The sequence below is a fragment of the Emticicia sp. W12TSBA100-4 genome (genome assembly GCF_040253585.1).
In the GTDB taxonomy this organism is placed as follows: domain Bacteria; phylum Bacteroidota; class Bacteroidia; order Cytophagales; family Spirosomataceae; genus Emticicia.
In genome coordinates this window covers 237,248-263,686 of record NZ_JBELAU010000005.1, presented here as the reverse complement: position 1 = coordinate 263,686, position 26,439 = coordinate 237,248, and the positions used below count along the sequence as shown (strand labels likewise).

General features: G+C 37.9%; 19 protein-coding genes. 12 read left to right on the top strand and 7 right to left on the bottom strand.

Features of this window, described 5'->3' with window-relative positions; all coding sequences use genetic code 11:
• Window positions 1-50: 50 nt before the first annotated feature.
• The 4 genes from ABR854_RS08595 to ABR854_RS08580 form a co-directional block, all read right to left on the bottom strand.
• Entirely contained in the window at window positions 51-782 is a 732-nt protein-coding gene (locus tag ABR854_RS08595) for a phenylalanine 4-monooxygenase (RefSeq protein WP_350264999.1), read from the bottom strand.
• Between the two features lie 86 nt (window positions 783-868).
• Entirely contained in the window at window positions 869-1,996 is a 1,128-nt protein-coding gene (gene hppD, locus ABR854_RS08590; protein ID WP_350264998.1) for a 4-hydroxyphenylpyruvate dioxygenase, read from the bottom strand.
• An 83-nt stretch (window positions 1,997-2,079) separates the two neighbouring features.
• On the bottom strand, window positions 2,080-3,237 hold the full coding sequence (locus ABR854_RS08585) for a homogentisate 1,2-dioxygenase (protein ID WP_350264997.1): 1,158 nt from the start codon (window positions 3,235-3,237) through the stop codon (window positions 2,080-2,082).
• A 211-nt stretch (window positions 3,238-3,448) separates the two neighbouring features.
• A complete protein-coding gene (locus ABR854_RS08580; protein WP_350264996.1) occupies window positions 3,449-4,279 on the bottom strand; it encodes an alpha/beta hydrolase in 831 nt (276 codons plus the stop codon).
• A 150-nt stretch (window positions 4,280-4,429) separates the two neighbouring features.
• Between ABR854_RS08580 and ABR854_RS08575 the strand changes: the two genes are divergently transcribed.
• Genes ABR854_RS08575 through amaB form a run of 3 tightly spaced genes read left to right on the top strand, consistent with a single transcriptional unit; the run spans window position 4,430 to window position 8,159 of the window.
• Complete coding sequence (locus tag ABR854_RS08575) at window positions 4,430-5,608, top strand: RNA/DNA-binding domain-containing protein (protein WP_350264995.1); 1,179 nt, start codon at window positions 4,430-4,432, stop codon at window positions 5,606-5,608.
• Window position 5,609: 1 nt separating this feature from the next.
• On the top strand, window positions 5,610-6,602 hold the full coding sequence (locus ABR854_RS08570; protein WP_350264994.1) for a ParA family protein: 993 nt from the start codon (window positions 5,610-5,612) through the stop codon (window positions 6,600-6,602).
• Between the two features lie 30 nt (window positions 6,603-6,632).
• Window positions 6,633-8,159, top strand: coding sequence for an L-piperidine-6-carboxylate dehydrogenase (gene amaB / locus ABR854_RS08565; protein WP_350264993.1), 1,527 nt, complete (start codon window positions 6,633-6,635; stop codon window positions 8,157-8,159).
• An 81-nt stretch (window positions 8,160-8,240) separates the two neighbouring features.
• Here amaB and ABR854_RS08560 read toward each other — a convergent pair whose 3' ends face one another.
• Window positions 8,241-8,702 (bottom strand): Lrp/AsnC family transcriptional regulator, encoded by a 462-nt coding sequence (locus ABR854_RS08560; RefSeq protein ID WP_188766371.1) that lies wholly within the window; start codon window positions 8,700-8,702, stop codon window positions 8,241-8,243.
• 266 nt (window positions 8,703-8,968) lie between these two features.
• Here ABR854_RS08560 and metH point away from each other — a divergent pair, with 266 nt between their 5' ends.
• Both metH and ABR854_RS08550 read left to right on the top strand, forming a co-directional pair.
• Window positions 8,969-12,784, top strand: a complete 3,816-nt coding sequence (gene metH, locus ABR854_RS08555) for a methionine synthase (RefSeq protein WP_502881190.1) — start codon at window positions 8,969-8,971, stop codon at window positions 12,782-12,784.
• Between the two features lie 8 nt (window positions 12,785-12,792).
• Window positions 12,793-13,317, top strand: a complete 525-nt coding sequence (locus tag ABR854_RS08550; RefSeq protein ID WP_350264991.1) for an ion channel — start codon at window positions 12,793-12,795, stop codon at window positions 13,315-13,317.
• 85 nt (window positions 13,318-13,402) lie between these two features.
• Here the strand turns inward: ABR854_RS08550 and ABR854_RS08545 are convergent, their stop codons facing one another.
• Window positions 13,403-13,957 (bottom strand): DUF6580 family putative transport protein, encoded by a 555-nt coding sequence (locus ABR854_RS08545; RefSeq protein WP_350264990.1) that lies wholly within the window; start codon window positions 13,955-13,957, stop codon window positions 13,403-13,405.
• Between the two features lie 111 nt (window positions 13,958-14,068).
• The gene (locus ABR854_RS08540) at window positions 14,069-15,499 is read right to left on the bottom strand and encodes a circularly permuted type 2 ATP-grasp protein (protein WP_350264989.1); all 1,431 of its coding nucleotides are present in this window, start codon (window positions 15,497-15,499) and stop codon (window positions 14,069-14,071) included.
• 149 nt (window positions 15,500-15,648) lie between these two features.
• Here ABR854_RS08540 and ABR854_RS08535 point away from each other — a divergent pair, with 149 nt between their 5' ends.
• The 7 genes from ABR854_RS08535 to ABR854_RS08505 all read left to right on the top strand — a co-directional run bounded on the left by ABR854_RS08535 (window position 15,649) and on the right by ABR854_RS08505 (window position 26,423).
• A complete protein-coding gene (locus ABR854_RS08535; RefSeq protein ID WP_350264988.1) occupies window positions 15,649-17,223 on the top strand; it encodes a DUF5723 family protein in 1,575 nt (524 codons plus the stop codon).
• Window positions 17,224-17,329: 106 nt separating this feature from the next.
• Window positions 17,330-18,013 carry a response regulator transcription factor gene (locus ABR854_RS08530; RefSeq protein ID WP_350264987.1) on the top strand — a complete coding sequence of 228 codons (684 nt, stop codon included), beginning with the start codon at window positions 17,330-17,332 and terminating at the stop codon, window positions 18,011-18,013.
• A 695-nt stretch (window positions 18,014-18,708) separates the two neighbouring features.
• Window positions 18,709-19,797, top strand: coding sequence for an efflux RND transporter periplasmic adaptor subunit (locus ABR854_RS08525; RefSeq protein WP_350264986.1), 1,089 nt, complete (start codon window positions 18,709-18,711; stop codon window positions 19,795-19,797).
• Window positions 19,798-19,825: 28 nt separating this feature from the next.
• A complete protein-coding gene (locus tag ABR854_RS08520; protein ID WP_350264985.1) occupies window positions 19,826-23,074 on the top strand; it encodes an efflux RND transporter permease subunit in 3,249 nt (1,082 codons plus the stop codon).
• Window positions 23,061-24,503 carry a TolC family protein gene (locus ABR854_RS08515; RefSeq protein ID WP_350264984.1) on the top strand — a complete coding sequence of 481 codons (1,443 nt, stop codon included), beginning with the start codon at window positions 23,061-23,063 and terminating at the stop codon, window positions 24,501-24,503. Before ABR854_RS08520 ends, ABR854_RS08515 begins: the two co-directional genes overlap by 14 nt.
• 211 nt (window positions 24,504-24,714) lie before the next feature.
• A complete protein-coding gene (locus tag ABR854_RS08510; protein ID WP_350264983.1) occupies window positions 24,715-26,088 on the top strand; it encodes a HAMP domain-containing sensor histidine kinase in 1,374 nt (457 codons plus the stop codon).
• Window positions 26,089-26,201: 113 nt separating this feature from the next.
• Window positions 26,202-26,423: a hypothetical protein gene (locus tag ABR854_RS08505; RefSeq protein ID WP_350264982.1), complete on the top strand. Its 222-nt coding sequence runs from the start codon at window positions 26,202-26,204 to the stop codon at window positions 26,421-26,423.
• Window positions 26,424-26,439 lie beyond the last annotated feature (16 nt).

Sequence of the window (26,439 nt, the reverse complement as noted above, 5' to 3'; positions counted from 1 at the left end):
TAGCCAACAGCTAAAAGCTTTTATATTACAAAAGTAGAAAAAACCTTCAATTATTGATACACTAATAATTGACGTTCTAAAATTTCTTCAAAATTTTTGAGTGATTGAAAGAGCTGTTCGTAAGATTCTATTACAAAATATTTTTTCTGATAGGCATCAATTTTTACTTCGGTTTTCAGGATTTCTTCGATTGAATACGGCACTCGTTCGGGTATTCCACTACAAAGACTATAAACACTTTCGCCACTTGAAGAAATGATTCCTCCACCATAAATTTTTAGTTTATTTCTTTCACGAATCAATCCAAATTCAACTGTAAACCAATAAAGTTTTTGTAGGAATTTTACCGCCTCTTCATCGTTGATATATTTGAGAGAAATTATACTAAACTCTGCCAAAAAATCACAAAAAGATTGATTGGTTAGCAACGGCACATGTCCGAAAGTATCATGAAACATATCAGGTTCTTCTAAATACTCTAATTGTTCCATCGTGCGAAGCCAAGTTGAGGCAGGGAATTTTTTGTCAGCTAAAAGTTCAAAAAACTCTTTGATTGGTACTAAACCCTCACAAGCTACCACCGACCAGCCCGTCAGTTCCTGCAAGCGATGGTTAGTTTCCCTCTCAAAATCTGGAATGTGGTCAGCCACAAAACCAGCTTTTTCAATCCCTTCCAGATAAGCCTCACTGGCAATTGCAGGTAACTTCTGCATTTGCCGCTCAAAAAGCACCTGCCAAACTTCATGGTCGGCAAGTGTGTATATGTTATAGTTTTGATTCATGGAATTAATGATTGAATGAGAGATTGATAGAATGAGTGAATGATTTATTACTTTATCATTCACTCATTCTATCATTGAAAATTAATTCAGAGCGTTCCTCTCAAAACTTGTTCACGTTCTATTGCTTCAAAAAGAGCTTTGAAATTGCCTTTTCCGAATGATTTTGCTCCTTTTCTTTGAATAATCTCAAAAAACATAGTCGGACGAGGTTCGATTGGTTTTGTGAAAATTTGAAGCAAATAGCCTTCTTCGTCACGGTCAACCAAAATGCCGAGTGGGCGTAATTGTTCGATTTCTTCTTCAATATCACCAACACGCTCTTTTAAATCTTCGTAGTAGCTGTCTGGAACTTGCAAAAACTCAACTCCGTGATTACGCAAGTGCGTTACGGTTGTAATGATATCGTCGGTAGCTACTGCCAAATGCTGCACGCCCGCACCGCCATAAAAATCAAGGTATTCTTCAACTTGTGAGCGTTTTTTACCTTCGGCTGGCTCGTTGATTGGGAATTTTATTCGTCCGTTTCCATTCGACATCACCTTACTCATTAGAGCCGTATATTCAGTCGAAATATCTTTATCATCGAAACTTACTAACTGATTGAAACCCATTACTTTACCGTAGAAATTTACCCATTCATTCATGCCGTTCCAACCCACATTTCCTACAATATGGTCAATGTATTTCAAGCCAACGGGTGCAGGTTTGTAGGCAGGGTTCCAAGCACGGAAATTTGGCAAGAAAACGCCTTTGTAATTGCTTCTTTCTACAAAAATATGCACTGTATCACCGTAAGTATGAATGCCCGAACGCACCACTTTTCCGAATTCGTCTTCTTCTTCAATTGGCTCGAAATATGGTTTTGCTCCACGAGAAATGGTTTCGTAATAAGCATCACGGGCATCATCAACCCAAAGAGCTACTACTTTTACACCATCGCCGTGCTGGTCGATGTGACAACCAATTTCTGTGCCTCCATGAAGTGGTGAAGTGAGTATCAAACGGATTTTTCCTTGTTGAACAACATAACTTTCACGGTCACGCAGACCAGTTTCAAGACCAGCATAAGCCAGCGGCTGAAAACCAAAAGCAGTTTGATAATAATGTGCTGCTTGTTTGCAATTTCCTACGTATAATTCAATGTAATCTGTGCCATTGATTGGTAGGAAGTCATTTTTTTGTTCGATAATATTTTGTGTTTCTTGAAGTAACATTGTTGTATTTTTTGAATGTTGATGTAATATTCTATGCACCGCTAAGTGAAACTACCTGTTCTTAGTGTCTTAGTGGTGACCGACTACTCTTTCCAACTCTGAAAATATTTTCCATCGTCGTATTTTAAAGCATTTTCTGTAATCATCAATGGACGGAAAGTATCGACCATTACTGCCAATTCGTGTGTTTCGGTTTTTCCAATACTGCGTTCCATTGCCCCAGGATGCGGACCGTGTGGAATTCCGCCAGGGTGGAGCGTGATGTGGCCTTTTGCAATATCATTTCGGCTCATAAAATCGCCATCAACGTAGTAAATAACTTCGTCGGAGTCGATATTTGAATGATTATATGGTGCTGGAATAGCTTTTGGATGATAATCATAAAGTCTTGGGCAAAATGAGCAAACCACAAAAGTATCGGTTTGGAAAGTCTGATGAACAGGCGGCGGCTGGTGGATTCGGCCAGTGATTGGTTCAAAATTATGAATCGAAAACCCCCATGGATAATTGTAGCCATCAAACCCGACGACATCAAAAGGGTGATATTGATAGATTAATTGATGAAGTTGATGTTGCTTTTTTATTTTTATCAGAAACTCGCCTTTTTGGTCGTAAGTTTCTAAAATTTCGGGAAGTTTATAATCTCTTTCGCAGTAAGGCGAACTTTCGAGTAATTGTCCGAAATGATTTCGGTAGCGTTTGGGCGTATATATCGGCGAATGAGATTCTACATAAAAAATCCGATTATCATCTGTGTCAAAATCAATTTGGTAAATCATGCCTCTTGGAATCACCAAATAATCGCCATATTCAAAACTAATATTTCCAAGTTGTGTGCGAAGCGTTCCTGAGCCTTTGTGAATAAACAATAGTTCATCAGAATCGGCATTTTTATAAAAATATTCTCGCAAGGATTGCTTAGGTGCGGCCACACCAATAATACAATCTTTATTGAACATCATCGGTACTCTACTTTCCAGAAAATCATCTTTTGGCTCCACATCAAAACCAATAAACTTCCGCATCATCATATTATGAGCATTGGCCGATTTTGGTGTAAGGTCTTGGCTTTCAAGAACTTGCATTACCTGCGTAGGGCGATGAATGTGATACATCAACGATGCCATACCATCGAAGCCAATTGTTCCAAAAAGCTGCTCATAATACAAACCACCCTCAGGTTTTTCAAATTGAATATGGCGTTTTGCTGGAATCTTTCCGAGTTTATGATAAATAGGCATAGATTAACGAATAATATATTTGTTGTACTAACTATTGTTAAGCATACAAAATTATAAATAATATTTGTTATGACAATTAAAATATGATTATTTTTTTGATTGATTGAATTAAACGCAGGGAATAGAACAAGTTTCAAACTTGTTCATAAGGAAAATGAGACTGAGGAAAGAAGGAATGGGCGTAAGCAACTACGCCCCAAGAAGAAATAAATTATGCTAAATTATTCAACCAAAGAATGATTTTCTTGAAAACTTCACGTTTTTCGGGTTCGTTGTGTGTTTCGTGATATAAGCCTTCGAGAGAAATAAAGGTCACGAGCTTACCTGCTTTTTCGGCAAAAAGCTCGCTACCATGATGCGAAGTAAGTCGGTCGGCCGTGCCGTGATAAAGTAGCGTCGGAATACTTAATTTATCAGCATTATCAATTGCCCATTGGCCTGTTTCTATCATTTCTATGCCCATTTTGGCAGAAACTTTGTCATGTACGAGTGGGTCTTCGTTGTATTTTTTTACTTCTTCTACATCACGAGAAATAGCCGAAGAATCTAAGCCACTGCTCAAACTCAACGAAGGAAAAATCCCTTTCATCATTCGACCAATAGTAAGCGTAATTGGTGAAGGTTGAAAAGCCAGTTGAAAATAGGGAGATGAAAGAATTGCTCCAGCTATTTTAGGTTGACGACGAAGCAGGTAATTTGATACCAAATTTCCACCCATGCTATGGCCGTAAAGAATTTGTTTCGCATCAGGAAAATGAGTGGAGACTGCTTTCAAAAGTGCATCTACATCATTCAAGAAAGTATCAAAATCGGAAAAATGCCCACGTTTCCCTTCAGATTTTCCATGTCCACGTTGGTCGCAGCCAATCACGGAATAGCCATTGGTCGTAAACATTTCCGCCACATGGTTATAGCGATTGATATGCTCGCCCATGCCGTGCATGAGGCAAATGACAGCTTTTGTGGGCATACTGGTTTCCCACTTTTTGCCGTAAATATTGAGTCCATCGGAGGTTTTCCAAGATAATTCGGTAGCGTTCATAAGGTTTTTGAATAGATTTTATGCCTAAATATAGCAAATTCTTATCATAAACAACCGAGAGTTTGTGGCTTGGGTTGGTTTCTTTATATTTGTGGATATGTTTAATAGATATAAAATCATATATCTAAAAATAAAGAGTAACATTTAGAAATGATTACACAAGAACAACTCACGAAAATGCTTTCTACTATTGAAACAGAAAGCGTTGAAAAAACAATATCAAAAACAGATACCAATAAATTGGGGGACGCGATTTGTGCTTTTTCCAATGATTTACCAGCTAAAGGACGACCTGGATATTTATTAATTGGTGTAAATGATAATGGTTCATTGAATGGTTCTACTTTTGACGAAGACTTTTTGCAGAAACTTTTATCTTTTAGAACTGATGGCCGAATTGTGCCTCCTCCAGCAATGGTTGTAGAAAAAATCGTTTTTCCAGAAGGAGAAGTTGCAGTGGTTGAAGTTCAACCATCAAGAGTTCCTCCTGTACGATTCAAAGGTAAAGTATGTGTAAGAGTAGGTTTGAGGGCTGATATTGCCAATGAAGCGGAAGAAAGAATATTAAGTGAGAAACGCTCAACATTTGCAAGGTCATTCGATACTCAACCATGTTATGGAAGCAACTTAAATGATTTAAGTTTAGATATTTTTAAAATTATATATTTGCCTACCGCAATTGATGAAGAAACCTTAATTGCTAATGGTCGAGAAATTAAGTCACAATTATCATCACTAAAATTTTATGATTTATCTGCCGACTGTCCGACAAATGCAGGAATATTGATGTTTGGCAAAAATCCAAGATTTTATATGGCTGGTGCGTATGTACAGTTTGTCAGATTTGTTGGTGAAGATGAAATAAGTAATTTTGAATATGAGCATAGATTTGAAGGAGATTTGACTACTCAAATGTCAGTTATGGAAGAGTTCATAAAGTCTCAAATTATTAAGAAAGTTCAATATAATCTTAGCGAAGAGTATCAGTATTCGTATCCGCTATCTGCAATAAAAGAACTTCTTTTCAATGCTATCATTCATCGTGATTATCAATCAAATGCTCCAATTAAGTTTTATGAGTTTAGTGATAGAATCGAAATTACAAACTCAGGTGGCTTATTTGGTGATGCAAGACCAGAGAACTTCCCCAATAAAAATGATTATAGAAATCCAACCTTAGCAGAGGCAGCTAAAAATTTGGGATTTATTAATAGTTTTAATGTCGGTGTAAAAAGAGCGATAGCCGCATTGTTGAAAAATGGGAATCCAGAACCCACCTTCATAATTGACCAACCAACCAGTTTTGGAGTTATAATCTACAAAAAATAATATGAAAACTATTGCATTTTTTAATAATAAAGGAGGGGTTGGAAAAACAACTTTAGTTTATCATTTTACATACATGCTTGCTGAACTTGGACATCGTTGTTTAGCAGTAGATTTAGACCCACAAGCTAATTTAACTTCGATGTTTCTAACTGATGAAAGGTTGGAAGATATCTATGATAATGAAAACTCAAGACCAACTATTTTAGAAGCAATTAAGCCACTAAATAAAGGAATAAGTGATATTTTACCAGCACATGTAGAAAGAATAAATGATAATATTGGCCTCATTGCAGGTGATTTAGAGTTATCATTGTTTGAAGACAAATTGAGTAGTAGTTGGGAAAATTGTTTGAATAGAGATGAAGCTGCATTTAGAATAGTTTCCTCGTTTTCAAGAATAATAAGCGAAGCAAGCAAAAGATTTAATGCCGATTACAATATAATAGACATTGGACCAAACTTTGGAGCAATTAATAGAGCTACATTAATTGCTGCAGATTATGTAATTGTTCCTATGTCCACTGATTTATTCGCTTTGCAGGGGCTGAAAAACTTAGGCAATAGATTGGAAAATTGGCATTCTGAGTGGGAATATAGGGTTAATCGTAATCCAGAGCCTTCATTAATTTTACCAGATGGCAAAATGGCACCTCTTGGCTACATCGTAATGCAACATGGAATAAAAGAGAGTCGACCTGTAATTTCATACTTAAATTGGGCAAATCGAATTCCAAAGATATTTAGACAATATGTTTTAAAGGAGTCAACTACCAATAGTATAACAGTTGAACATGATGATAATTGTATTGCATTATTAAAACACTATCATAGTCTGATACCAATGGCTATGGAAGCACGAAAACCTATTTTTTTATTAAAGCCTTCAGATGGAGCAATAGGGGCTCATTTGGGAGCTGTGAGGAGTTCATATGCTGATTTTAAACAGTTTACTCAAAGAGTTATAAATGATATAAGCATTCGAGAGTCCAAGTAATAAATACACTTCAAAAAAACAACAAAACCAATGAAACAAGTATTAAAAACACTTAAAATCAAGTCACTGAACAATGGCGTTAGCACGGGTGTTGAAAGCTGGGCAGGAGGCGGAAAAGTGCTTAGTTCCTATTCGCCTGTTGATGGGCAATTGATTGGAAAAGTACGTCAGGCAAACCGTGAAGATTATGATAAAGTAATAGAAAGTGCCAATGCAGCTTTTAAAGTTTGGCGAGCAGTGCCTGCACCAAAACGTGGCGAAATTGTGCGACAAATGGGTGATGCTCTGCGTGCCAACAAAGATGCTTTAGGTCGCTTAGTTAGCTACGAAATGGGCAAAAGCCTACAAGAAGGCTGGGGAGAAGTACAAGAAATGATTGATATTTGCGATTTTGCGGTTGGACTTTCTCGTCAATTATATGGCCTTACCATGCACTCAGAGCGTCCGCAACACCGTATGTACGAGCAATGGCACCCGCTGGGTATTGTCGGAATCATTTCAGCATTCAATTTTCCAGTTGCCGTTTGGTCGTGGAATAGTATGTTGGCATGGGTTTGTGGCGATGTTTGTGTTTGGAAACCTTCCGAAAAAACACCTTTAACTGCCATTGCTTGCCAAAATATCATTCAGGATGTACTACGCAAAAATGATATTCCCGAAGGCGTTTCTTGCCTAATTGTGGGAGATAGAAAAGTAGGAGAGTGGCTATCGAATGATACGAATGTTGCTTTGGTTTCGGCCACGGGTTCTACTCGCATGGGTAAAGCCGTTGGCCAAGCAGTGGCAGCTCGTTTTGGTAAAAGTTTGTTAGAGTTGGGCGGAAATAATGCGATTATTGTTACACAAAATGCTGATTTAGAGGTAGTTATTCCTGCGGTAGTTTTTGGAGCAGTCGGCACGGCAGGGCAACGTTGCACTACAACTCGTCGCTTATTCTTGCACGAAAGTATGTATGAAGAAGTGAAAAATCGTTTAGTTAAAATCTATGCTCAACTCCGCATCGGCGACCCACTCGATGTCAATAACCACGTTGGGCCATTGATTGATGTCGATGCCGTAAACAACTATAAAACTGCCGTCGCCAATATTCAAAATGAAGGTGGCAAGGTGCTTTATGGAAACGAAGTTTTAGCAGGAACTGGCTATGAATCCGGTTGTTATGTAAAACCAACGATTGTGGAAGTAGAAAACCAAAGCCCAACGGTTTGTCACGAAACATTTGCACCGATTCTTTACGTTAAGAAGTTTTCAACCCTTGATGAAGCCATCGAACTACAAAACGCCGTTCCGCAAGGACTTTCTTCTTCAATCTTTACACTCAATATGCGTGAAGCAGAGCAGTTTTTATCTTATGCCGGTTCAGATTGCGGAATTGCCAATGTAAATATTGGTACATCGGGAGCAGAAATTGGTGGAGCTTTCGGTGGAGAAAAAGAAACAGGCGGAGGCCGTGAAAGTGGTTCAGATGCGTGGAGAAACTACATGCGTCGTCAAACAAATACTATCAATTATAGCACTCAACTACCTCTCGCTCAAGGGATTAAGTTTGATTTGTGATTTTAGATACGAGATTTGAGATATGGGATTCGAGATTTTTTCTTAAAACTTTTCTCGAATCTCATATCCAGTATCTCATATCTAAATATCCAACCTCGTTTCGTTCTTAATCTCGCTCATCACAAAAGTGCTGTGAGTGCTGCCGATGTTTTCGAGTGAAGCCAATTTGTTCATCAAGAAACTTTGGTATTCACGCATATCTTCCACCACTACTTTTATCATAAAATCGTATTCGCCCGAAATATTGTGGCATTCAATCACCTCATCTAACTTCACAATTTCCTGCACAAATTTCTTGCCTGCCTCTTGGGCGTGTTCTTTCAGACGGATATTACAAAAAACCATCAAATCTTTGCCCACTTTCTCACGGTCGATGAGGGCTACGTATTTCTTTATCACTCCCTCATTTTCGAGTCTTCGCACACGCTCGTACACGGGCGTGGGTGAAAGATTTAATCGAGAGGCCAGTTCTTTAGTGGTCAGGTGTGCATTTTCTTGAAGCGACTTCAAAATTTCACGGTCAGTACTATCTAATTTTTGCATAGATAAAATGTCGTTTTTATCAAATATTTATGTCAAAATTAAAAATAAAAACCGTATCAAACAATCAAGTTTTAGATAATTTATCTATTTTTTGTAAATTATTTAAAAAATCAATCTTTAAATCGTACTTTTGTAAGATAAATTTTGTTGTTTGACAGTGCCGCAATTTTCTAAATTGCAAAATTATTATCACCAAAAAATAAGGTTAAGAAGTGGCTAACATCCGAGAAATACTAAAAGATAGAATCCTTGTGCTTGATGGTGCAATGGGTTCGTTGATTCAAGAATACAAATTATCTGATGCAGATTATCGTGGCGAGCGTTTCAAAGATTTCCCGCATGAAGTGAAAGGTAATAACGATATGCTTTCTATCACGAAGCCAGAGGTTATTAAAGAAATACATGCCAAGTACTTTGAAGCTGGGGCCGATATTGCCGAAACTAACACTTTTTCGGGAACATCAATCGCCATGGCTGATTATCACATGGAAGATTATGTGTATGAATTGAATTATCAATCTGCCAAAATTGCTCGTGAAGTAGCTGATGAATTTACAGCCAAAAATACTGCGGGCGGCGTTCCGCACAAGCCTCGTTTTGTTGCTGGTTCAATCGGGCCAACGAATCGTACGCTTTCGTTATCGCCCGATGTAAATGACCCAGGTTTTCGTGCCATTACTTTCGACGAACTCGTAGATGCTTACTACGAGCAAATTCAAGGTTTGGTTGATGGTGGTGCCGATGTTCTTTTGGTAGAAACTATTTTCGATACTCTAAACGCTAAGGCGGCTTTATATGCTATTGATTTGTTTGCTCATGATGTAAAAAACGGTACGGTTCGACCATTACAAAGTGGCTCGATACCGAAACAAACGAGAGCAAATTTATCGGAATTCGTGCAAAATAATATTCCTGTAATGGTTTCGGGAACAATCACCGATGCTTCTGGGCGTACGCTTTCGGGACAAACAACTGAAGCCTTCTTGACTTCGGTTTCTCATATAGATTTATTGTCGATTGGGTTAAACTGTGCTTTGGGAGCCGATTTGATGCGTCCGTACGTACAAATTTTGGCCAACGAAGCACCATTCATGGTTTCGGCTCACCCAAATGCTGGTTTGCCAAACGAAATGGGTGAATACGACCAGTCGCCAGCCGAAATGGCTGTAATTGTTGAAGATTTCCTACAAAATGGCTTCATGAATATTATTGGTGGGTGTTGCGGAACAACGCCAGCCCACATCAAAGCAATTGCCGAAGTTGCTTCAAAATACAAACCTCGTGTCATTCCAACATTCGAACCGATTCAAAAAGTATCGGGTTTAGAGCCTTTGAAAATGACAAAAGAAACAAATTTTGTGAATGTTGGCGAACGCTGTAATGTAACAGGTTCAAAGGCTTTTGCTCGTTTGATTCGTGAAGGGAAATACGATGATGCCCTTTCGGTTGCTCGAAATCAGGTTGAAAATGGGGCTCAAATCATCGACGTCAACCTTGACGAAGGTATGATTGACGGCGTTGAAGCCATGACAACTTTCTTGAATTTGATTGCTGCCGAGCCAGATATTTCTCGCTTGCCAATCATGATTGACTCTTCGAAATGGGAAGTGATTGAGGCAGGTTTGAAATGTGTGCAAGGAAAATCAATCGTAAACTCGATTTCATTGAAAGAAGGTGAAGCGAAGTTTAAGGAATCGGCCGAAAAAGTAAAACGTTACGGTGCCGCAACGGTCGTGATGGCTTTTGATGAAGTTGGACAGGCGGATTCTTATGAACGTAGAATTGAAATCTGTAAAAGAGCGTACGATATTTTAGTAAACGAAGTTAATTTCCCTCCGCAAGACATCATTTTCGACCCAAATATCCTGACCGTTGCGACTGGTTTGGAAGAACATAATAATTATGCCGTTGATTTTATCAATGCTACTCGTTGGATAAAGGAAAACCTTCCTTACGCTAAAGTTTCGGGTGGGGTTTCAAATATATCTTTCAGTTTCAGAGGAAACGAGCCTGTTCGTGAGGCCATGCACACGATTTTCTTATACCACGCCATCAAAGCAGGTATGGATATGGGAATCGTAAATGCTGGACAACTGGGCGTTTATGATGACATCCCGAAAGATATGTTGGAGCTTTGCGAAGATGTATTGCTCAATCGTCGCCCTGATGCTACTGAGCGATTGGTAACTTTTGCCGAAACCGTAAAATCGAAAGGAAAAGAACAAGTAATAGATAATTCGTGGAGAGAATTGCCAGTTGGAAAACGTTTGGAACACGCCCTCATTAAAGGTTTGACCGAGTTTATTGACGAAGATGTAGAAGAAGCTCGTCAAGGATTTGAAAAGCCTTTGCAGGTTATCGAAGGTCCTTTGATGGACGGTATGAACGTGGTCGGAGATTTATTTGGCGAAGGAAAAATGTTTTTGCCGCAAGTAGTAAAATCAGCAAGGGTAATGAAAAAAGCCGTTGCCTATTTATTACCATTTATTGAAGAAGAAAAATTACAAAATAGAGTTGAAGGTGACGCCGAAACTTCATCGAATGCTGGTAAAATCTTATTGGCTACGGTAAAAGGTGATGTGCATGACATCGGTAAAAATATCGTAGGCGTAGTTTTGGCTTGTAATAACTACGAAATCATTGATTTGGGTGTGATGGTTCCGACCAATAAGATTTTGGAAGAAGCCAAAAAGCACAACGTTGATATTATCGGTTTGAGTGGTTTGATTACCCCAAGTCTTGATGAAATGGTTGGCGTAGCCAAAGAAATGGAGCGTCAAGGTTTTAAAATTCCATTGTTGATAGGTGGAGCAACTACCTCACGTATTCACACGGCGGTGAAAATCGACCCACATTATTCTGGACCAGTAATTCACGTTTTGGATGCCTCGAAAAGTGTGCCAGTAGCTGGACGTTTGATGCAAAATGAGCAAACCAATCAAGAGATTTTTGATGAAATCAAGGCTCAATATGCTCAATTAAGAATCGACCATGCCAGCCGTCAGAAAGATAAAAACTTTATTCCTATTGAGAAAGCCAGAGAAAATCATGTAAAAATTGATTGGTCGAATTATAAAGCTAAGAAACCTAAGTTTTTGGGTACAAAAGTTTTTGAAGATTATGATTTAGCCGAAATTGCCAAATACATCGACTGGACACCATTCTTCCAAACTTGGCAGTTATCAGGAAAATATCCAAAGATTTTTGATGATGAAACCGTAGGAGCTGAAGCTAAAAAATTATACGATGATGCCCAAGCAATGCTCAAAAAAGTAATTACCGAAAAATCATTACAGGCTAAAGCAGTTGTTGGTTTTTATCCAGCCAATTCGGTAGGTGATGACATTGTTTTACATAATTTTGAAGCCTACGAATACGATGCTGCTGGACAAGGAGCGTTGAAAAATACTGGGTACAGAATTTTGAGCGAAACGGCTGTTTCAGAAACTGGTGAATTGGTAGAAAACCCTCCTTTGGCTATCTTGCATCACCTTCGTCAACAAAATTTAAAGGCACAGAATTTGCCAAACCTTTGTTTGTCAGATTATATCGCACCCGCAGAGACAGGGCATGATTACATTGGCGGTTTTGCTGTAACAGCAGGTTTAGGTATCGAAGCATTGCTCGAACAGTACGAAAAAGAACACGATGATTATAATTCAATCATGCTCAAAGCTATCGCCGACCGTTTGGCCGAAGCATTTACCGAATTGATGCACGAGCGTGTGAGAAAAGAGTTTTGGGGCTATGTTTCAGACGAAACATTGAGCAACGAAGAATTAATTGCAGAAAAATACCAAGGTATTCGTCCAGCACCAGGTTATCCTGCTTGCCCAGACCATACCGAAAAAACAGCTTTATTCAATTTATTAGATGCAGGCCGCATTGGAATAGAACTGACTGAAAGCTTTGCAATGTACCCAGCAAGTTCAGTGAGTGGTTGGTATTTTGCTCATCCAGAAAGTAAGTATTTTACCATCGGGAAAATTGCCAAAGACCAAGTGGTTGATTATGCCAAACGCAAAAATATGCCACTCGATGAAGTTGAAAAATGGCTCGCTCCAGTTTTGAATTATGATTGAGAATAAAAATGACATTCCCCAAGCGTGAAATAGCCGAATTTGCTACACTTTTTGTGGTAGCCTTTTTATTCAAAATAGTGTTTGCACAGGCATGGTTTTCTGTGCAAACACTTGCTGTTTTTATCACAATTTGGGCATTTTTGAAGAGTATTTACTTCATTTTTGAAAATTCTACCCAATTGCTCATTGCCACTTCTGAAGATATTGCCTATCACCGATTTTTGTTTCTAATGACCTACAATATCGGACAAATGACGCTTTCTTTTGCCGTAGATTTTTTCTGTTTGTATGAAGTTGATACACGTAGCTTTGTTGGTGTAATGCCCGAATTTGGCACTTTTGAAAAAGCTTTTGAGTTTTTTTATTTTAGTGTACTGAACTTCACATTTTTCGGCTACGGCGATTTAATGCCCGCCACAGTTCCTGCTAAAATCTTAGTTTTGATGGAAGTAATCATCGCTTTTTTGACGATAATTTTTATTCTTTCAGATTTTATTTCGATGAAAGATTCACTTAAAAAATTGAAGAAATAGGATGAACAATTCAGAGAATTGTTCTACAAAAAACGAGCGTGCTATCATTGATAACACGCTCGTTTTTTGTAGAACGTTTCTGATTTTAGGCCATTTTCAAAGCTTCAAAACGTTTTTGTAATAAAGCAAATCCACCAAACAATACTCCCGAAAAAAATAAATCACCTAAGATTTGGTTTTTCAAGAATGGCAAACCTGCTGTATATGAAGACATTAAGCCTTCAAATGTATGAGGATACGAAATCATTGTTGGGTCGATAACTTCTGGTACTGGGTAGAAAAAAGCACAATTAGTAATCAAAAAGAAAACCAATGAACTTGCCAATGCAGTTGAAATTACTTTCAATGGACTAACCTTTTTCAAAGCTACCATTCCCAGAATAGCTACAATTGCAAAAGCTCCATAGACCATTACTGTACCTGAGTGGAAGCCCATTTTACCTTGTAATTCGATAATAGTATCGCTCAAAAGCATTGCACCCATAGGAACTGCAATTGCTTGCCAACGATTAGTAAAATATGCACCACCAAATAATGCAATAGCTGCAATTGGTGTAAAATTAAATGGGTGTGGAATAAATCTCGACAAAGCTGCCAAAACCACAATTGCCACTAATGTTGAAAAACGTGTAATATTCATGTTATAATGCCTAATGTTAATTGCTTAATGATGAATTAATTAAAAAGTTGGTAGAATGAAATTTAATGCAAAAATACAACTCATTAACCATTCATCATTAATAATTCATCATTATTTTAAGACCCAAGTATCTTTACTTCCACCACCTTGCGAAGAATTTACTACTAATGAGCCTTTTTTCAAGGCAACACGAGTAAGTCCACCTGGGGTTACGTGAATTCCATCTCCATAGAGGATGTAAGGGCGTAAGTCAACGTGGCGACCTTCGAGTCCATCTTCAACCAAGCAAGGGCTGCGTGAAAGAGAGATAGTTGGTTGTGCAATATAATTTCTTGGATTTGCCTGAATCAAACCCCTAAATTTGTCATGTTCTTCTTTGCTGGCTTTCGGGCCAATCAACATTCCGTAACCACCTGCTTCGTTGGCTTCTTTTACAACTAATTTCTCGATATTTTCAAGAACATACTTCATCGAATCTGGTTCACCGCAAAGGTAGGTTTCTACGTTTGGAATGATGGCTTCTTCTCCTAAATAATACTTGATGATTCTTGGAACGTAAGCATAGACTACTTTGTCATCAGCCACACCAGTACCAGGGGCATTAGCCAATCCAATATTTCCTTTTCTGTAAACATCAAACAACCCTGGGATACCAATCAACGAGTGAGGATTAAATGTTTTTGGGTCGAGGAATGTATCATCAATTCTTCTGTATAGAACATCAATAGTTTTAAAACCTTTAGTTGTTCGCATTTTTAGATAATCGCCAACTACAACCAAATCACGGTAATCTACTAATTCAACACCCATTTGCTGAGCTAAATATGAATGCTCAAAGTAAGCTGAATTATAAATCCCTGGTGTTAAAACTGCCACAGTTGGGTCAGGTCGCCCAGAGGTATAACGCAAGACTTCAAGTAATTTTGCTGGATATTCTGAAATTGCTCTAACATTAGTTTGTGAAAGCACATCAGGAAAGGTTTGTTTGGATAATTCACGGTTTTCAAGCATATATGAAACTCCCGAAGGACAACGGAGGTTATCTTCAAGAACTGTAAAAACGCCATTATTATCTCTGATAAGGTCAGTTCCTGTTATATGAATCCATACACCTTTTGGCGGAGTTAGTCCTTTACATTCAGGCAAAAATCCTTTGCTTGATTCAATGATTTCACGAGGAACGATGCCATCACGAATAATTTTCTGCTCATTATAAACATCTTGTAAAAACATATTGAGTGCAGTAATTCGCTGTACTAAGCCTTTTTCAAGATTGTCCCATTCTTGAGAGTCAATTACTCTTGGCACAATATCAATCGGAATGATTCGCTCTGTTCCGCCATCTTCTGAGTAAACATTGAATGTAATACCCGCCGAGACCATCGAACGTTCTGCCGCTTTTTGTTTATTCTTCAGATTCTCAAAAGCAAGACTTTCTATTGTGTTTTTAAGTACTTGATTTCCTGTACGTGCATTAGCATCAGGAGTAATCATCTCATCGAAGAAATTATCGGTTTTGTAGGTACTAAAATTGTAATTCATGTGTTTTCTTTGGTCTTTGAGTAAATGAAATTCTAAAATAGGATTAATCTCTTTAAAAACAAAAGCAATTGAGTATAATTATTTACTTTTGTAGGCCGTTTATTTTAATTGAGTGAGCCTAATCCTAAACTGTCCTTTTCTACAAAAAAATGCGAATACTTTTTTCTCTTTTTTTTATCCCTTTTCTTTCCACTGCACAACAATGGCTCGGAATCTCAACGAGTAATTACGCAGGAACTTATACTATTGCGGCAAATCCTGCTAATATTGCTGATTCTCGCTATAAATTTTTCTTAAATGTTGCAGGAGTAAATACTGAATTTATAAATAATTATGCTGCTTGGGCCGCACCATATTCTTTTATTGGATTGACTACAAATACAGTCCCCAACCGTTATAGAGCTCCCAATGGCTTGCCGGGTTTTCGACCAAGCTATATTAAGGAAGCAATAGGAAAAACAAACAGTGTTGCTTTTGCGGCAGCTGATGTAAAAGGACCTTCAATGATATATACTTTTGAGAAAGTAAAATTTGCAATCGGTTTTACTTCTCGTGTGCGTGTACTAACGAACTTAGATAATACAAGCTCTGATGTTGCTCATATTATGGTCAAAGGAACTGTCATACCTGATTTATATGGAATTACGCAAGACAATAATAATTTATTGTTAAACCTTAATGGCTATACAGAACTGGGGTTTACACTTGGAGCAGTTGTAAGAGAACAAGATCAAGATTTTTTTAAAGTGGGCCTGACTGTTAAACGCCTGAATGGTTTATTGAATATTCATTACAAGGGCGAAAATTTAGACTTTACAGTTGATGCGAATGCCGTAAGACCACTTCGCCAAGATGTTTTTTTCAGAACTGCCAGTGGTACTTATGGAACTACAACAAGCGATGCAATTCGTTCGGCAAGTTTTAGTACTGATTGGATATTTGGAAATTTAGCAGCTGGCACTGGCTACGGTTTCGATATTGGAGCAGTTTACGAATTTCGCCCTGAATTTGATAAATATGATATGAAAATGAATGGGAAGTTGAGAATGGACGGCACTAAAAATAAGTATTTATACCGAATCGGAGTAGCTTTAATTGATGTTGGAAATATTAATTACAACAATCCTAATTATGTAAGTATTGCCCAGATTAATCAAACAAATATATTGGTTCAGCCAGGAACTTTCAATAAAATTGATTCGCCCGATAGATTATATAATCAAATGAATGTTGCTTTTAATTTGAATGATGCAGATTATCAGCAGTCATTCAGATCGGCTCTACCGATGGCTCTTTCTACCAATTTTGATTATAAGTTTTCTGAAAAAATCTACTTTAATGCTACTTGGATTCAGAGTTTGAGAAACCCAAAAGCAATTGGAATGAATCAGCCTTCGATGTTTGCAGTTACGCCTCGCTATGAGTCGAAAATGTTTGATGTGGCTGTACCAATTGCGTTACAAAATGGGTATCGAAATCTAACAATTGGACTTACAGGAAGGGCAGGCCCATTCTTTATCGGAACTGAAAATTTAGGTGGAGTCTTAAATATTGGAAATCCAAAAGGAATTAGTACTTACTTTGGATTATTTCTGCCAATTTTCAGAAAGCTTCCAGATGCTCCAAATGCTTGTTATGTTGAGCAAAAGACTACAATCCGAGATAATTTGCGAGATATTCTCAAGAAAAGAAATAAACGAAGACGCTGGAATGGAATTCGTTAGTTTGCGGTTGTTTTTAATCAAAATTTAATCTTATTTTTAAAACAGGCTATACTCTGTTTTTCAATTTTGCACTTGAAAAGTATAGGTTAGATTAAATGTTTTTAAAATGGCAGCAATTAAAGTTTTATTGGTTGAAGATGAATTACGATTGGCAGAATACGTAAAAAAAGGCTTAGAGGAAAGCGGTTTTGCAGTTGATGTAGCCTATGATGGGCAAGTTGGCAGAAGTATGGCTTTATCGAATATCTATGATTTAATGGTTTTTGATGTAAATCTTCCTAAAATCAGTGGTATTGATTTAACAAAAAAACTGCGTGGTGAACAAATCAAGACCCCTATTATGATTCTGACCGCCATGGGAACAACCCAAGATAAATTGCTGGGTTTTGATTCGGGGGCAGATGATTATTTAGTGAAACCCTTCGACTTCTTAGAGCTGATTGCTCGGCTTAATGCACTGTATCGTCGCTCACATGAGAGTGCCGAATTAAAGCGGAATCTTCAGGTGGCAGATTTAGTGTTAGACCTCAACGAAAAAAATGCTCGTCGAGATGGACAACTGATTCCGCTTACTTCCAAAGAATTTATGTTGCTTGAGTTTTTTATACGTAATAATGGAAAGGTAGTTTCGAGAACGGAGATAGCCGAGAAAGTTTGGAATCTTAATTTTGATACTGGTACAAATACCATTGATGTGTATGTGAATTTTTTACGCAAGAAAATCGACCAAAACTTCCCCATTAAACTCATTTATACGGTAGTAGGTAGAGGCTATATGCTGAAGGGTTAATTATTAAATGCCTTTAGTTTTAAGCTTGAGTAACAACTACTTATTGACGCTAATTCTGCTGTTTTTAATCAAAGTTTTAAAGCTTTATTAGAGTATTTTTGAAAGAATAATGAGAAATATAATCATAAAATATCTACTATTGGTGTGGATTCTTTTATTGGGTGTTGATAGTCGAGCGAATGAATTTATACAGAATGAACGTCCGATAGTTGCATCTTCTGAAAGAAACATCATTGTTGAGCATTTGTCTGATGTAACGACATCCTGCACACACAACGATAATTTATGTGCAATCGAGTTTTTTTTCGAAAATATTGAAGATGAAATTGAAGAATTAGAATCAAAAAAAATACATTATTCCACACAAACACAAAATTATAAACCATCCTTCAGCCACGCTGACTTGCTGTCAAATTCCATCTACTATTATTTATTTTATCAAAATCTTAAAGACAACAAGAAGTATATACTAAACTGTGTCTATCTGCTATGAGATAGTTTATACTTTATTGCATTCTCGAACCTGTCTAAATAGAGATTCAGTATATTTTGCTGAATATCTCGTTCATTCAGAATTATAATCAAACGCAAAATTTTATGCTCTTGGAATAGGCTTTTCGGCCTAATTGGCATCGCTTTGCCCGATTTTCAATAGCACTTCGACCATATAAATTTTAATCCGAAGAAATCTCATTATGAAAAAATCACTCATGTTTCTGGGTTTGACTGTTTTGCTATTCAACGCAAGTTGCAAGTCAGAGGAAAAAGAAGAAAAAAAAGAAGAGGGTAAGTTGGTTGTTACTTCGCCTATCCGTAAAGATACATTAATTACGACTGACTACGTTTGTCAGATTCGCTCCATCAACAACATCGAACTCCGTGCCTTAGAAAAAGGGTATCTACAAGGCATTTTTGTTGATGAAGGGAAGTACGTAAAAAAAGGCCAATTGATGTTTCAGGTTATGCCGAACCTCTATCAGGCAGAAATGAAAAAAGCAGAAGCAGAAGCCAATTATGCTGAAATTGAATACAAAAACACCAAATCGTTGGCTGATGGGAATGTTGTTTCGGCCAATGAGTTGGCATTGGCAAAAGCAAAACTTGATAAGGCCTTAGCCGAACTTTCTCTAACGAAAGTACATTTAGGTTTCACCGAAATTCGAGCTCCATTCGATGGTATCATGGACCGACTCAAGGTAAGAAAAGGAAGCCTCGTAGATGAAGGAGATTTGCTTACTACTTTATCGGATAATAGTAAAATGTGGGTTTATTTCAATGTGCCAGAAGCACAATATTTGAATTTTAAAACACACGCCAGTACTAATAATAGTATGTATCAAGTAAAGCTCAAAATGGCCAATAATGAACTGTTTAAACATACAGGTATTGTTGAAACCATTGAAGGTGAATTTGATAACGAAACAGGAAATATTGCTTTCAGAGCAACATTCCCGAACCCCGAAGGTCTCCTCAGACACGGCGAAACAGGAAATATTCAAGTGACCGTCCCTGTTAAAAATGCCTTGCTTATTCCACAAAAAGCAACATTTGAAGTGCTTGATAAAATATACGTTTATGTGATTGATAAAGACAATATCGTAAGGTCTCGCCCAGTGACAATTGCTTCCGAATTACCGCATTTATATGCCATTTCTTCGGGGCTTTCAGCTGGTGATAAAATTCTTTTGGAAGGTTTAAGAAAGGTCAAAGAAAACCAAAAGATTGAATACAAATTTGAAGAACCTTCGCAGGTGATTTCTCACCTCAGCTTATACGCCGAATAGTTTTTATCCACCAAAACCCCAGAAATCTATGTTTAGTAATATCATAAAACGACCCGTTTTAGCTATTGTTATTTCGGTATTGATAGTCTTTACAGGTACGTTAGCCATTAAGCAACTGCCAACATCGCAGTTTCCCGAAATTGCTCCGACCACCGTTAATATTTTTATTGCCTATCCAGGTTCAAGTGCCGATGTACTTGTAAAATCGACACTCGTTACTCTCGAAAATGCCATTAATGGTGTTCAGGGAATGCGTTATCTCGCCACTGATGCTACCAGTGCGGGTGAAGCAACCCTTCGTGTGATTTTTGAACCTGGAACTGACCCCAATCAGGCCGTAATTAGGGTAAAAACACGGGTTGACCAAGTAATGCCTCTGCTTCCCGAACTTGTTCAGCGAGAAGGTGTTGTGATTACTCCTATTCAGCCAAGTATGTTGATGTATATTAACCTTTACGGAACAGGTAAAAATTTTGATGAAAAGTTTTTGTACAACTATGCCAACGTCAATCTTCTGCCCGAAATCAACCGTATCAACGGAGTTGCCAGAACTCAAATTTTGGGTAGCCGCCAATATGCCATGCGTGTGTGGTTGAATCCTGACCGTATGCGTGCCTATAATATTTCGGCAGAAGATGTCATGAAGGCTTTGGCCGAGCAAAGTATCATTGGCCGTCCTGGGCGTATCGGACAAAGTTCGGGTATTGAGGCTCAATCGTTAGAATATGTTTTGACCTACAAAGGACGCTACAACAAACCCGAAGAGTATGAAAATGTGATATTACGAGCAAACCCTGCGGGTGAAAGTATTCACCTAAAAGATGTAGCCAAAGTAGAATTGGGCAGTGAATTCTTCGATATATATTCAAATCTTGATGGACATCCTTCGGCGGCAATCGTTTTAAAACAAAACGTTGGAAGTAATGCCAGCGAAGTAATTCAACAGGTAAAAGATAAAATGGAGGAATTGAAAGCAACTTTCCCTCCAGGGGTTGAATACAAATTAAGCTACGATGTATCTAAATTTTTGGATGCTTCTATTGAGCAAGTGCTTCATACGCTGAGAGATGCCTTTATCTTGGTGGCATTGGTTGTATTCCTTTTCTTGGGCGATTGGCGTTCGACCCTCATTCCGATTATTGCTGTGCCAGTTTCTTTAATTGGGTCTTTCTTCGTCATGCAACTTTTCGGCCTTTCTATCAACTTAATCACGCTTTTTGCATTGGTTTTAGCAATTGGTATTGTGGTCGATGATGCCATCGTGGTAGTCGAAGCTGTTCACGCCAAGATGGAAGAAGAACACCTCTCCCCATTCAAGGCGGTTAAAAAAGTAATGGGCGAAATCAGTGGAGCAATCATTGCCATTACGCTCGTCATGGTGTCGGTATTCTTACCCATTGCTTTCATGTCAGGGCCTGTGGGTACTTTTTATCGTCAGTTTTCAATTACGATGGCAAGTTCAATCATCCTTTCGGCCGTGGTAGCTCTAACGCTTACCCCTGTGCTTTGTGGTATGATTCTCAAAAACAATCACGGAAAACCACGTAAAAAATCGCCAATTGACTGGGTAATTGACCAATTTAATAAAGGATTTGATAAACTGACAGGTAGATATGTAAGTCTTTTAAGATTAATCGTCAACAAAAGATTACTCACATTTTTAATCTTAGTTGTTTTTGGCGTGGGCATTGTTTTCGAAAATAAAATTCTACCCGCAGGTTTTATTCCAAGCGAAGACCAAGGAACTATCTATGCTATCATTCAAACTCCGCCAGGCTCGACACTCGAAAGAACCAATGAGGTGTCAAAAGAATTACAGAAAATTTGTAAAGAAGTAGAGGGTGTAGAGTCGGTTTCATCGTTAGCTGGTTATGAAATCATGACGGAAGGCCGTGGCTCAAATGCAGGAACATGTCTGATTAACCTAAAAAACTGGTCGGATAGAGACAAAGACGTACATGAAATAATCGAAGAATTAGAAGAAAAAACAAAAGATTTAGGGGCAATCGTCGAATACTTCGAACCACCTGCCGTACCAGGTTTTGGTTCATCGGCTGGTTTTTCGATGCGTATGCTTGATAAAAATAATACGACTGATTATCAGGAGTTTGACAAAGTGAATAAAGAATTTATGGCTGCTTTGAGCAAGCGTAAAGAGCTAACAGGTTTGTTTACTTTCTTTGCGGCCAATTATCCGCAATATGAACTGGAGATTGATAATAGTGCAGCGATGCAAAAAGGTGTTTCTATCGGCAAAGCCATGGAAAACCTAAATATCATGATTGGTAGTACATACGAACAAGGCTTTATCCGTTTCGGGCGATTCTTCAAAGTTTATGTACAGTCTTCGCCAGAGTTTAGACGACTTCCGTCCGACATCATGAATATGTTTGTGAAGAACGACCACGGTGAAATGGTACCTTATTCGGCCTTTATGAAATTAGTGAAAAAACAAGGGCCGAATGAAATTACACGCTATAATATGTATAATTCATCGTCTATTCAAGGGCAGCCGGCCAAAGGTTACACCACTGCCGATGCCATTAAGGCCATACAAGAAGTAGCAAAAACACTACCAAAAGGCTATGATATTGCATGGGAAGGATTGTCTTATGATGAAGCCCGACGTGGCAATGAGTCCATTTATGTTTTTGTGGTCGTATTGATATTTGTTTACTTCGTTTTGGCAGCTCAATACGAAAGTTTCTTGTTACCAATGGCGGTAATCTTCTCGCTTCCAGTGGGTGTATTTGGTTCGTTTTTCTTGCTTAAAGCAATGGGCATGGCCAACGATGTATATGCACAAGTAGGTCTAATCATGTTGGTAGGACTTTTAGGAAAAAATGCTGTATTAATTGTTGAGTTTGCTGTGCAACAGCGACAAAAAGGTATGTCTATCCTCGATGCTGCCATTGAAGGTGCGAAAGTACGTTTCCGACCAATCTTAATGACATCGTTTGCTTTTGTGGCGGGGCTTATTCCGTTGGTACTTTCTCACGGTGCTGGGGCAATCGGTAATAAGACCATCGGTGGTTCGGCAATGGGCGGTATGCTTTTCGGAACTATTTTCGGGGTAATGATTATTCCAGGGCTTTATTACATTTTTGGCACTTTGTCAGATGGTAAGCATTTAATTAAAGACGAAGATGACTCTCCACTCTCTGAAAGTTTTGTTGAAGCCAGCGAAGAAAACAACAGAATCTTGAAGAATATCAGAAAAGCGAATGAAAAATTGAAGAAACTATTAAACCGAAGCGACGAAGATGAGACGAACTAACATAAAAAGGCATATTCTGTATATAGTTTTGGCCATTTCTCCATTAGTTTTCAATGCTTGTAAAACACCTGCCATTGTTGGGAAAAATGCAAAAAATGGCTTACCTGCGAGTTATTCGGCTACGCAAGACACCATAAATTCGGCTCAAAAAAAATGGAAAGTTTTCTTTGATGACCCCAATCTGAATGCACTCATTGATACTGCTCTTCAAAATAATCAAGAGCTAAACATCACGATGCAAGAAATCGAAATGTCGAAAAACGAAATCATGGCACGAAGAGGAGAGTACCTACCCTTCGTAAGATTAGGTGGTGGCACGGGTGTAGATAAAGTTTCTCGTTTTACGAGTAAAGGAGCAAGCGATGAAATTACTGAAATAAAACCTGGCAAGCATACGCCAGTAGTTTTACCCGATTCTTATCTTGGTGCTTTTGCAAGTTGGGAGGTGGATATCTGGCATAAATTGCGGAATGCTCAAAAGGCCGCTGCTGCCAATTATTTAGGCACGATTGAAGGAAAAAACTTTTTGGTAACCAATATCGTAGCCGAAATAGCCAACTCGTATTATGAATTGATGGCATTGGATACGCAATTGGATATTGTGAAAAAGAATATCGAAATTCTGAATTCAGCTTTATTGATTATCAAGCAGGAAAAAGAAGCTGCAAAAGTGACTGAGTTACCAGTTCAACGCTTTGAGGCTGAGGTATTTAAGACAAAAACGCTTCAATACGAAATTCAGCAAAAAATTGTTGAAACCGAAAATCGAATTAATTTCTTAGTTGGGCGTTTTCCAAGACCCGTTCAGAGAAGTTCGCAGCAATTTGCCACGCTCATTCCAACAAAAATATCAGCGGGACTTCCTGCTCAACTTTTAGAAAAACGACCAGATATTCGCCGAGCCGAACTTAGTATCGAAGCCGCTAAACTCAATGTAAGTGTGGCAAAAGCCAATTTTTATCCATCTTTGGGTTTATCGGCTTCGTTGGGAATTCGTTCATTCAATCCTCTTTTGCTGGCCAATATTCCGCAATCGTTGATAATGTCATTAGCAGGCGATTTAGCAGGGCCTCTGATTAATAAAAATGCAATCATGGCTACTTACAAAAATGCGAATGCTAAGCAAATTCAAGCAGTATATGACTATGAAAAAACGGTGTTGAATGCCTATATTGAAGTCACAAATCAATTATCAAATATTCAAAACCTCGAAAATAGTTATGCGATGAAGAATAATCAAGTTGATGCCTTAACAAAATCGACCGATATTTCATTAAAGCTTTTCAAAGCGGCTCGTGCAGATTATATGGAAGTATTATTAACTCAACGGGATGTGCTTGAATCGAGAATGGAACTGGTCGAAACTCGGATGAAACAATTGAACGCCGTTGTAAATACTTACCGAGCTTTAGGCGGAGGCTGGAATTAATGTGCCTGTTGCTTCATCGTTTCATTTAAAGAAAAGATGAGTTTTACCACCGAGAACACCAATGAAGGTTTACAAAGTTCACAACTATAAATTTGGAAACTTTGTATCCTTTTTAGTGTTCTTGGTGTTTATTGTAAATAGCCGTTAAGTTTATTTACTTTGTAGTATATCACTGCGAAGTATCGCTTGATTTGATTTATAAAACAGCTCTATGAAAATTGTTGATAAACAAACCATCCGAATTCCATCTATTTTGAGTGTTGCCCTCATTATATTTTCGGCCAATATCTATCTTTTTTATAGTAATTTCCGAGAAAACGAGTTTTATCTTTATCTCCGAAACAACGCCATTACCTTAGAAAAAATGATTATCGACAAAGGTCTGAGCGGCGAAGATGTTCAGACTTTAGATGATATGAAAGAAAACATCTATACCCAAGAGCAATTTATTATCTATGATTCGACAGGAGCGATAATTTTCAAATCGAGGTATGCCGTTACTCATCTAACTGATAAAATACGAAAAGAGCTTTTTAAGCACGAAATAGAATTTAAAAAAGATGGTTACGAGCGAACTTTGTTTTTAAGTAGAAATAATAAAAATAAGCAATTATTAATCATAGAAGCGGCTGGCTACGATTTGTCGGGGTTTAATAAACAACGAAATCTCTTATATATTTTAATCATCAGTTCAGGGCTGCTCATCACGCTCATCACACTCATTACTCGTTTTTATATTCGCAAAGACTTGTATCCGATTGGACAAATTGCCAAACGTATGAAGAAAATTTCGAGTAAAAATCTTCAATCCCGTATTCCAGAATCTAATTTAGATAATGAAATTGGCCAAATGGCACATACATTCAACGATTTGCTCGACCGCCTTGATTATGCTTACAAACAACAACGAAATTTTGTTTCTTATGTCACACACGAACTTCGTACACCCTTATCAATCCTGCTCGGAAATGCCCAAGTAACTCTTATGAAAGAGCGAAGCGTGGATGAGTATATACAAACCGTCGAGAATTTTCAAGTGGATATCAATAATATGATAAGTTTAGTAAACAGCTTGCTTGAACTGGCTCGAATGAACGCCGATGCTCAATCTGTGCCTTTTGCCGAACTCAGGGTTGATGATGTGCTTTGGGCAGCATCTGATTTGGTAAAAAAGAACCAACCCGATTACCATATTTCTATCGAGTTTCATGAAATTCCCGAGAATGATGAATTGATGATTGTCAGCGGAAATGCCGAACTATTAGTGTTGGTTTTTAGAAATTTAATGGAAAATGCCTGTAAATACAGCAGCGATAATAGGGTAGAAACCAAGATTTCGTTTAATAATAATAAAGTCAAAATAGATTTTATCGACAATGGTGTAGGAATGTCAAAACAAGAAACTGAACATATTTTTGAGGCATTTTATCGAACCGAAAAAACAAAAGAAATATCAGGACATGGAATCGGCCTACCACTCACACAGCGAATTGTAGAGATTCATTCTGGCACAATCACGGTTCAATCACAGGAAGGCTTTGGCTCGATATTTACGGTAGAGTTTCCCACAAAAACTATCTATTGAACTTTAACAGCGTTTTAATTTGGGTTTGAAATTCTTTTAAGCATCATAAAATACCTTTAAATCAGAAAGCCAAACAGGTGTTTGGACGAAAGAATTTTTAAACTTTTAAAGGTATGAAAAAGAAAATTTTGTTGGCAGCAATGATAGCCATTTTCGCTACAACCGCATTTGCACAAACTACTCCCGAAACTTCTAAAAAAGCAGCAAAACTTGCTAAAAAAGAAGACCGTATCACGAAACATCAAGCTGTTATGGAAGTGAAGAAAGAGCATAAGGCTTCCCAAAAAGAAGAAAACAATACTCGTCATGTAGCCGCAAAGCAACAAAAGAAATAAAGCAAACACACGAATA

What these genes read in the sequence shown, in the direction of transcription:
- ABR854_RS08550 (WP_350264991.1), top strand. Translation starts at nt 12,793, where the DNA reads ATGACATTCCCCAAGCGTGAAATAGCCGAATTTGCTACACTTTTTGTG.
- ABR854_RS08585 (WP_350264997.1), bottom strand. Translation starts at nt 3,237, where the DNA reads ATGCCTATTTATCATAAACTCGGAAAGATTCCAGCAAAACGCCATATT.
- ABR854_RS08595 (WP_350264999.1), bottom strand. Translation starts at nt 782, where the DNA reads ATGAATCAAAACTATAACATATACACACTTGCCGACCATGAAGTTTGG.
- ABR854_RS08525 (WP_350264986.1), top strand. Translation starts at nt 18,709, where the DNA reads ATGAAAAAATCACTCATGTTTCTGGGTTTGACTGTTTTGCTATTCAAC.
- ABR854_RS08575 (WP_350264995.1), top strand. Translation starts at nt 4,430, where the DNA reads ATGATTACACAAGAACAACTCACGAAAATGCTTTCTACTATTGAAACA.
- ABR854_RS08545 (WP_350264990.1), bottom strand. Translation starts at nt 13,957, where the DNA reads ATGAATATTACACGTTTTTCAACATTAGTGGCAATTGTGGTTTTGGCA.
- ABR854_RS08540 (WP_350264989.1), bottom strand. Translation starts at nt 15,499, where the DNA reads ATGAATTACAATTTTAGTACCTACAAAACCGATAATTTCTTCGATGAG.
- metH (WP_502881190.1), top strand. Translation starts at nt 8,969, where the DNA reads ATGGGTTCGTTGATTCAAGAATACAAATTATCTGATGCAGATTATCGT.
- ABR854_RS08530 (WP_350264987.1), top strand. Translation starts at nt 17,330, where the DNA reads ATGGCAGCAATTAAAGTTTTATTGGTTGAAGATGAATTACGATTGGCA.
- ABR854_RS08515 (WP_350264984.1), top strand. Translation starts at nt 23,061, where the DNA reads ATGAGACGAACTAACATAAAAAGGCATATTCTGTATATAGTTTTGGCC.
- ABR854_RS08505 (WP_350264982.1), top strand. Translation starts at nt 26,202, where the DNA reads ATGAAAAAGAAAATTTTGTTGGCAGCAATGATAGCCATTTTCGCTACA.
- ABR854_RS08580 (WP_350264996.1), bottom strand. Translation starts at nt 4,279, where the DNA reads ATGAACGCTACCGAATTATCTTGGAAAACCTCCGATGGACTCAATATT.
- hppD (WP_350264998.1), bottom strand. Translation starts at nt 1,996, where the DNA reads ATGTTACTTCAAGAAACACAAAATATTATCGAACAAAAAAATGACTTC.
- ABR854_RS08535 (WP_350264988.1), top strand. Translation starts at nt 15,649, where the DNA reads ATGCGAATACTTTTTTCTCTTTTTTTTATCCCTTTTCTTTCCACTGCA.
- ABR854_RS08560 (WP_188766371.1), bottom strand. Translation starts at nt 8,702, where the DNA reads ATGCAAAAATTAGATAGTACTGACCGTGAAATTTTGAAGTCGCTTCAA.
- amaB (WP_350264993.1), top strand. Translation starts at nt 6,633, where the DNA reads ATGAAACAAGTATTAAAAACACTTAAAATCAAGTCACTGAACAATGGC.
- ABR854_RS08510 (WP_350264983.1), top strand. Translation starts at nt 24,715, where the DNA reads ATGAAAATTGTTGATAAACAAACCATCCGAATTCCATCTATTTTGAGT.
- ABR854_RS08520 (WP_350264985.1), top strand. Translation starts at nt 19,826, where the DNA reads ATGTTTAGTAATATCATAAAACGACCCGTTTTAGCTATTGTTATTTCG.
- ABR854_RS08570 (WP_350264994.1), top strand. Translation starts at nt 5,610, where the DNA reads ATGAAAACTATTGCATTTTTTAATAATAAAGGAGGGGTTGGAAAAACA.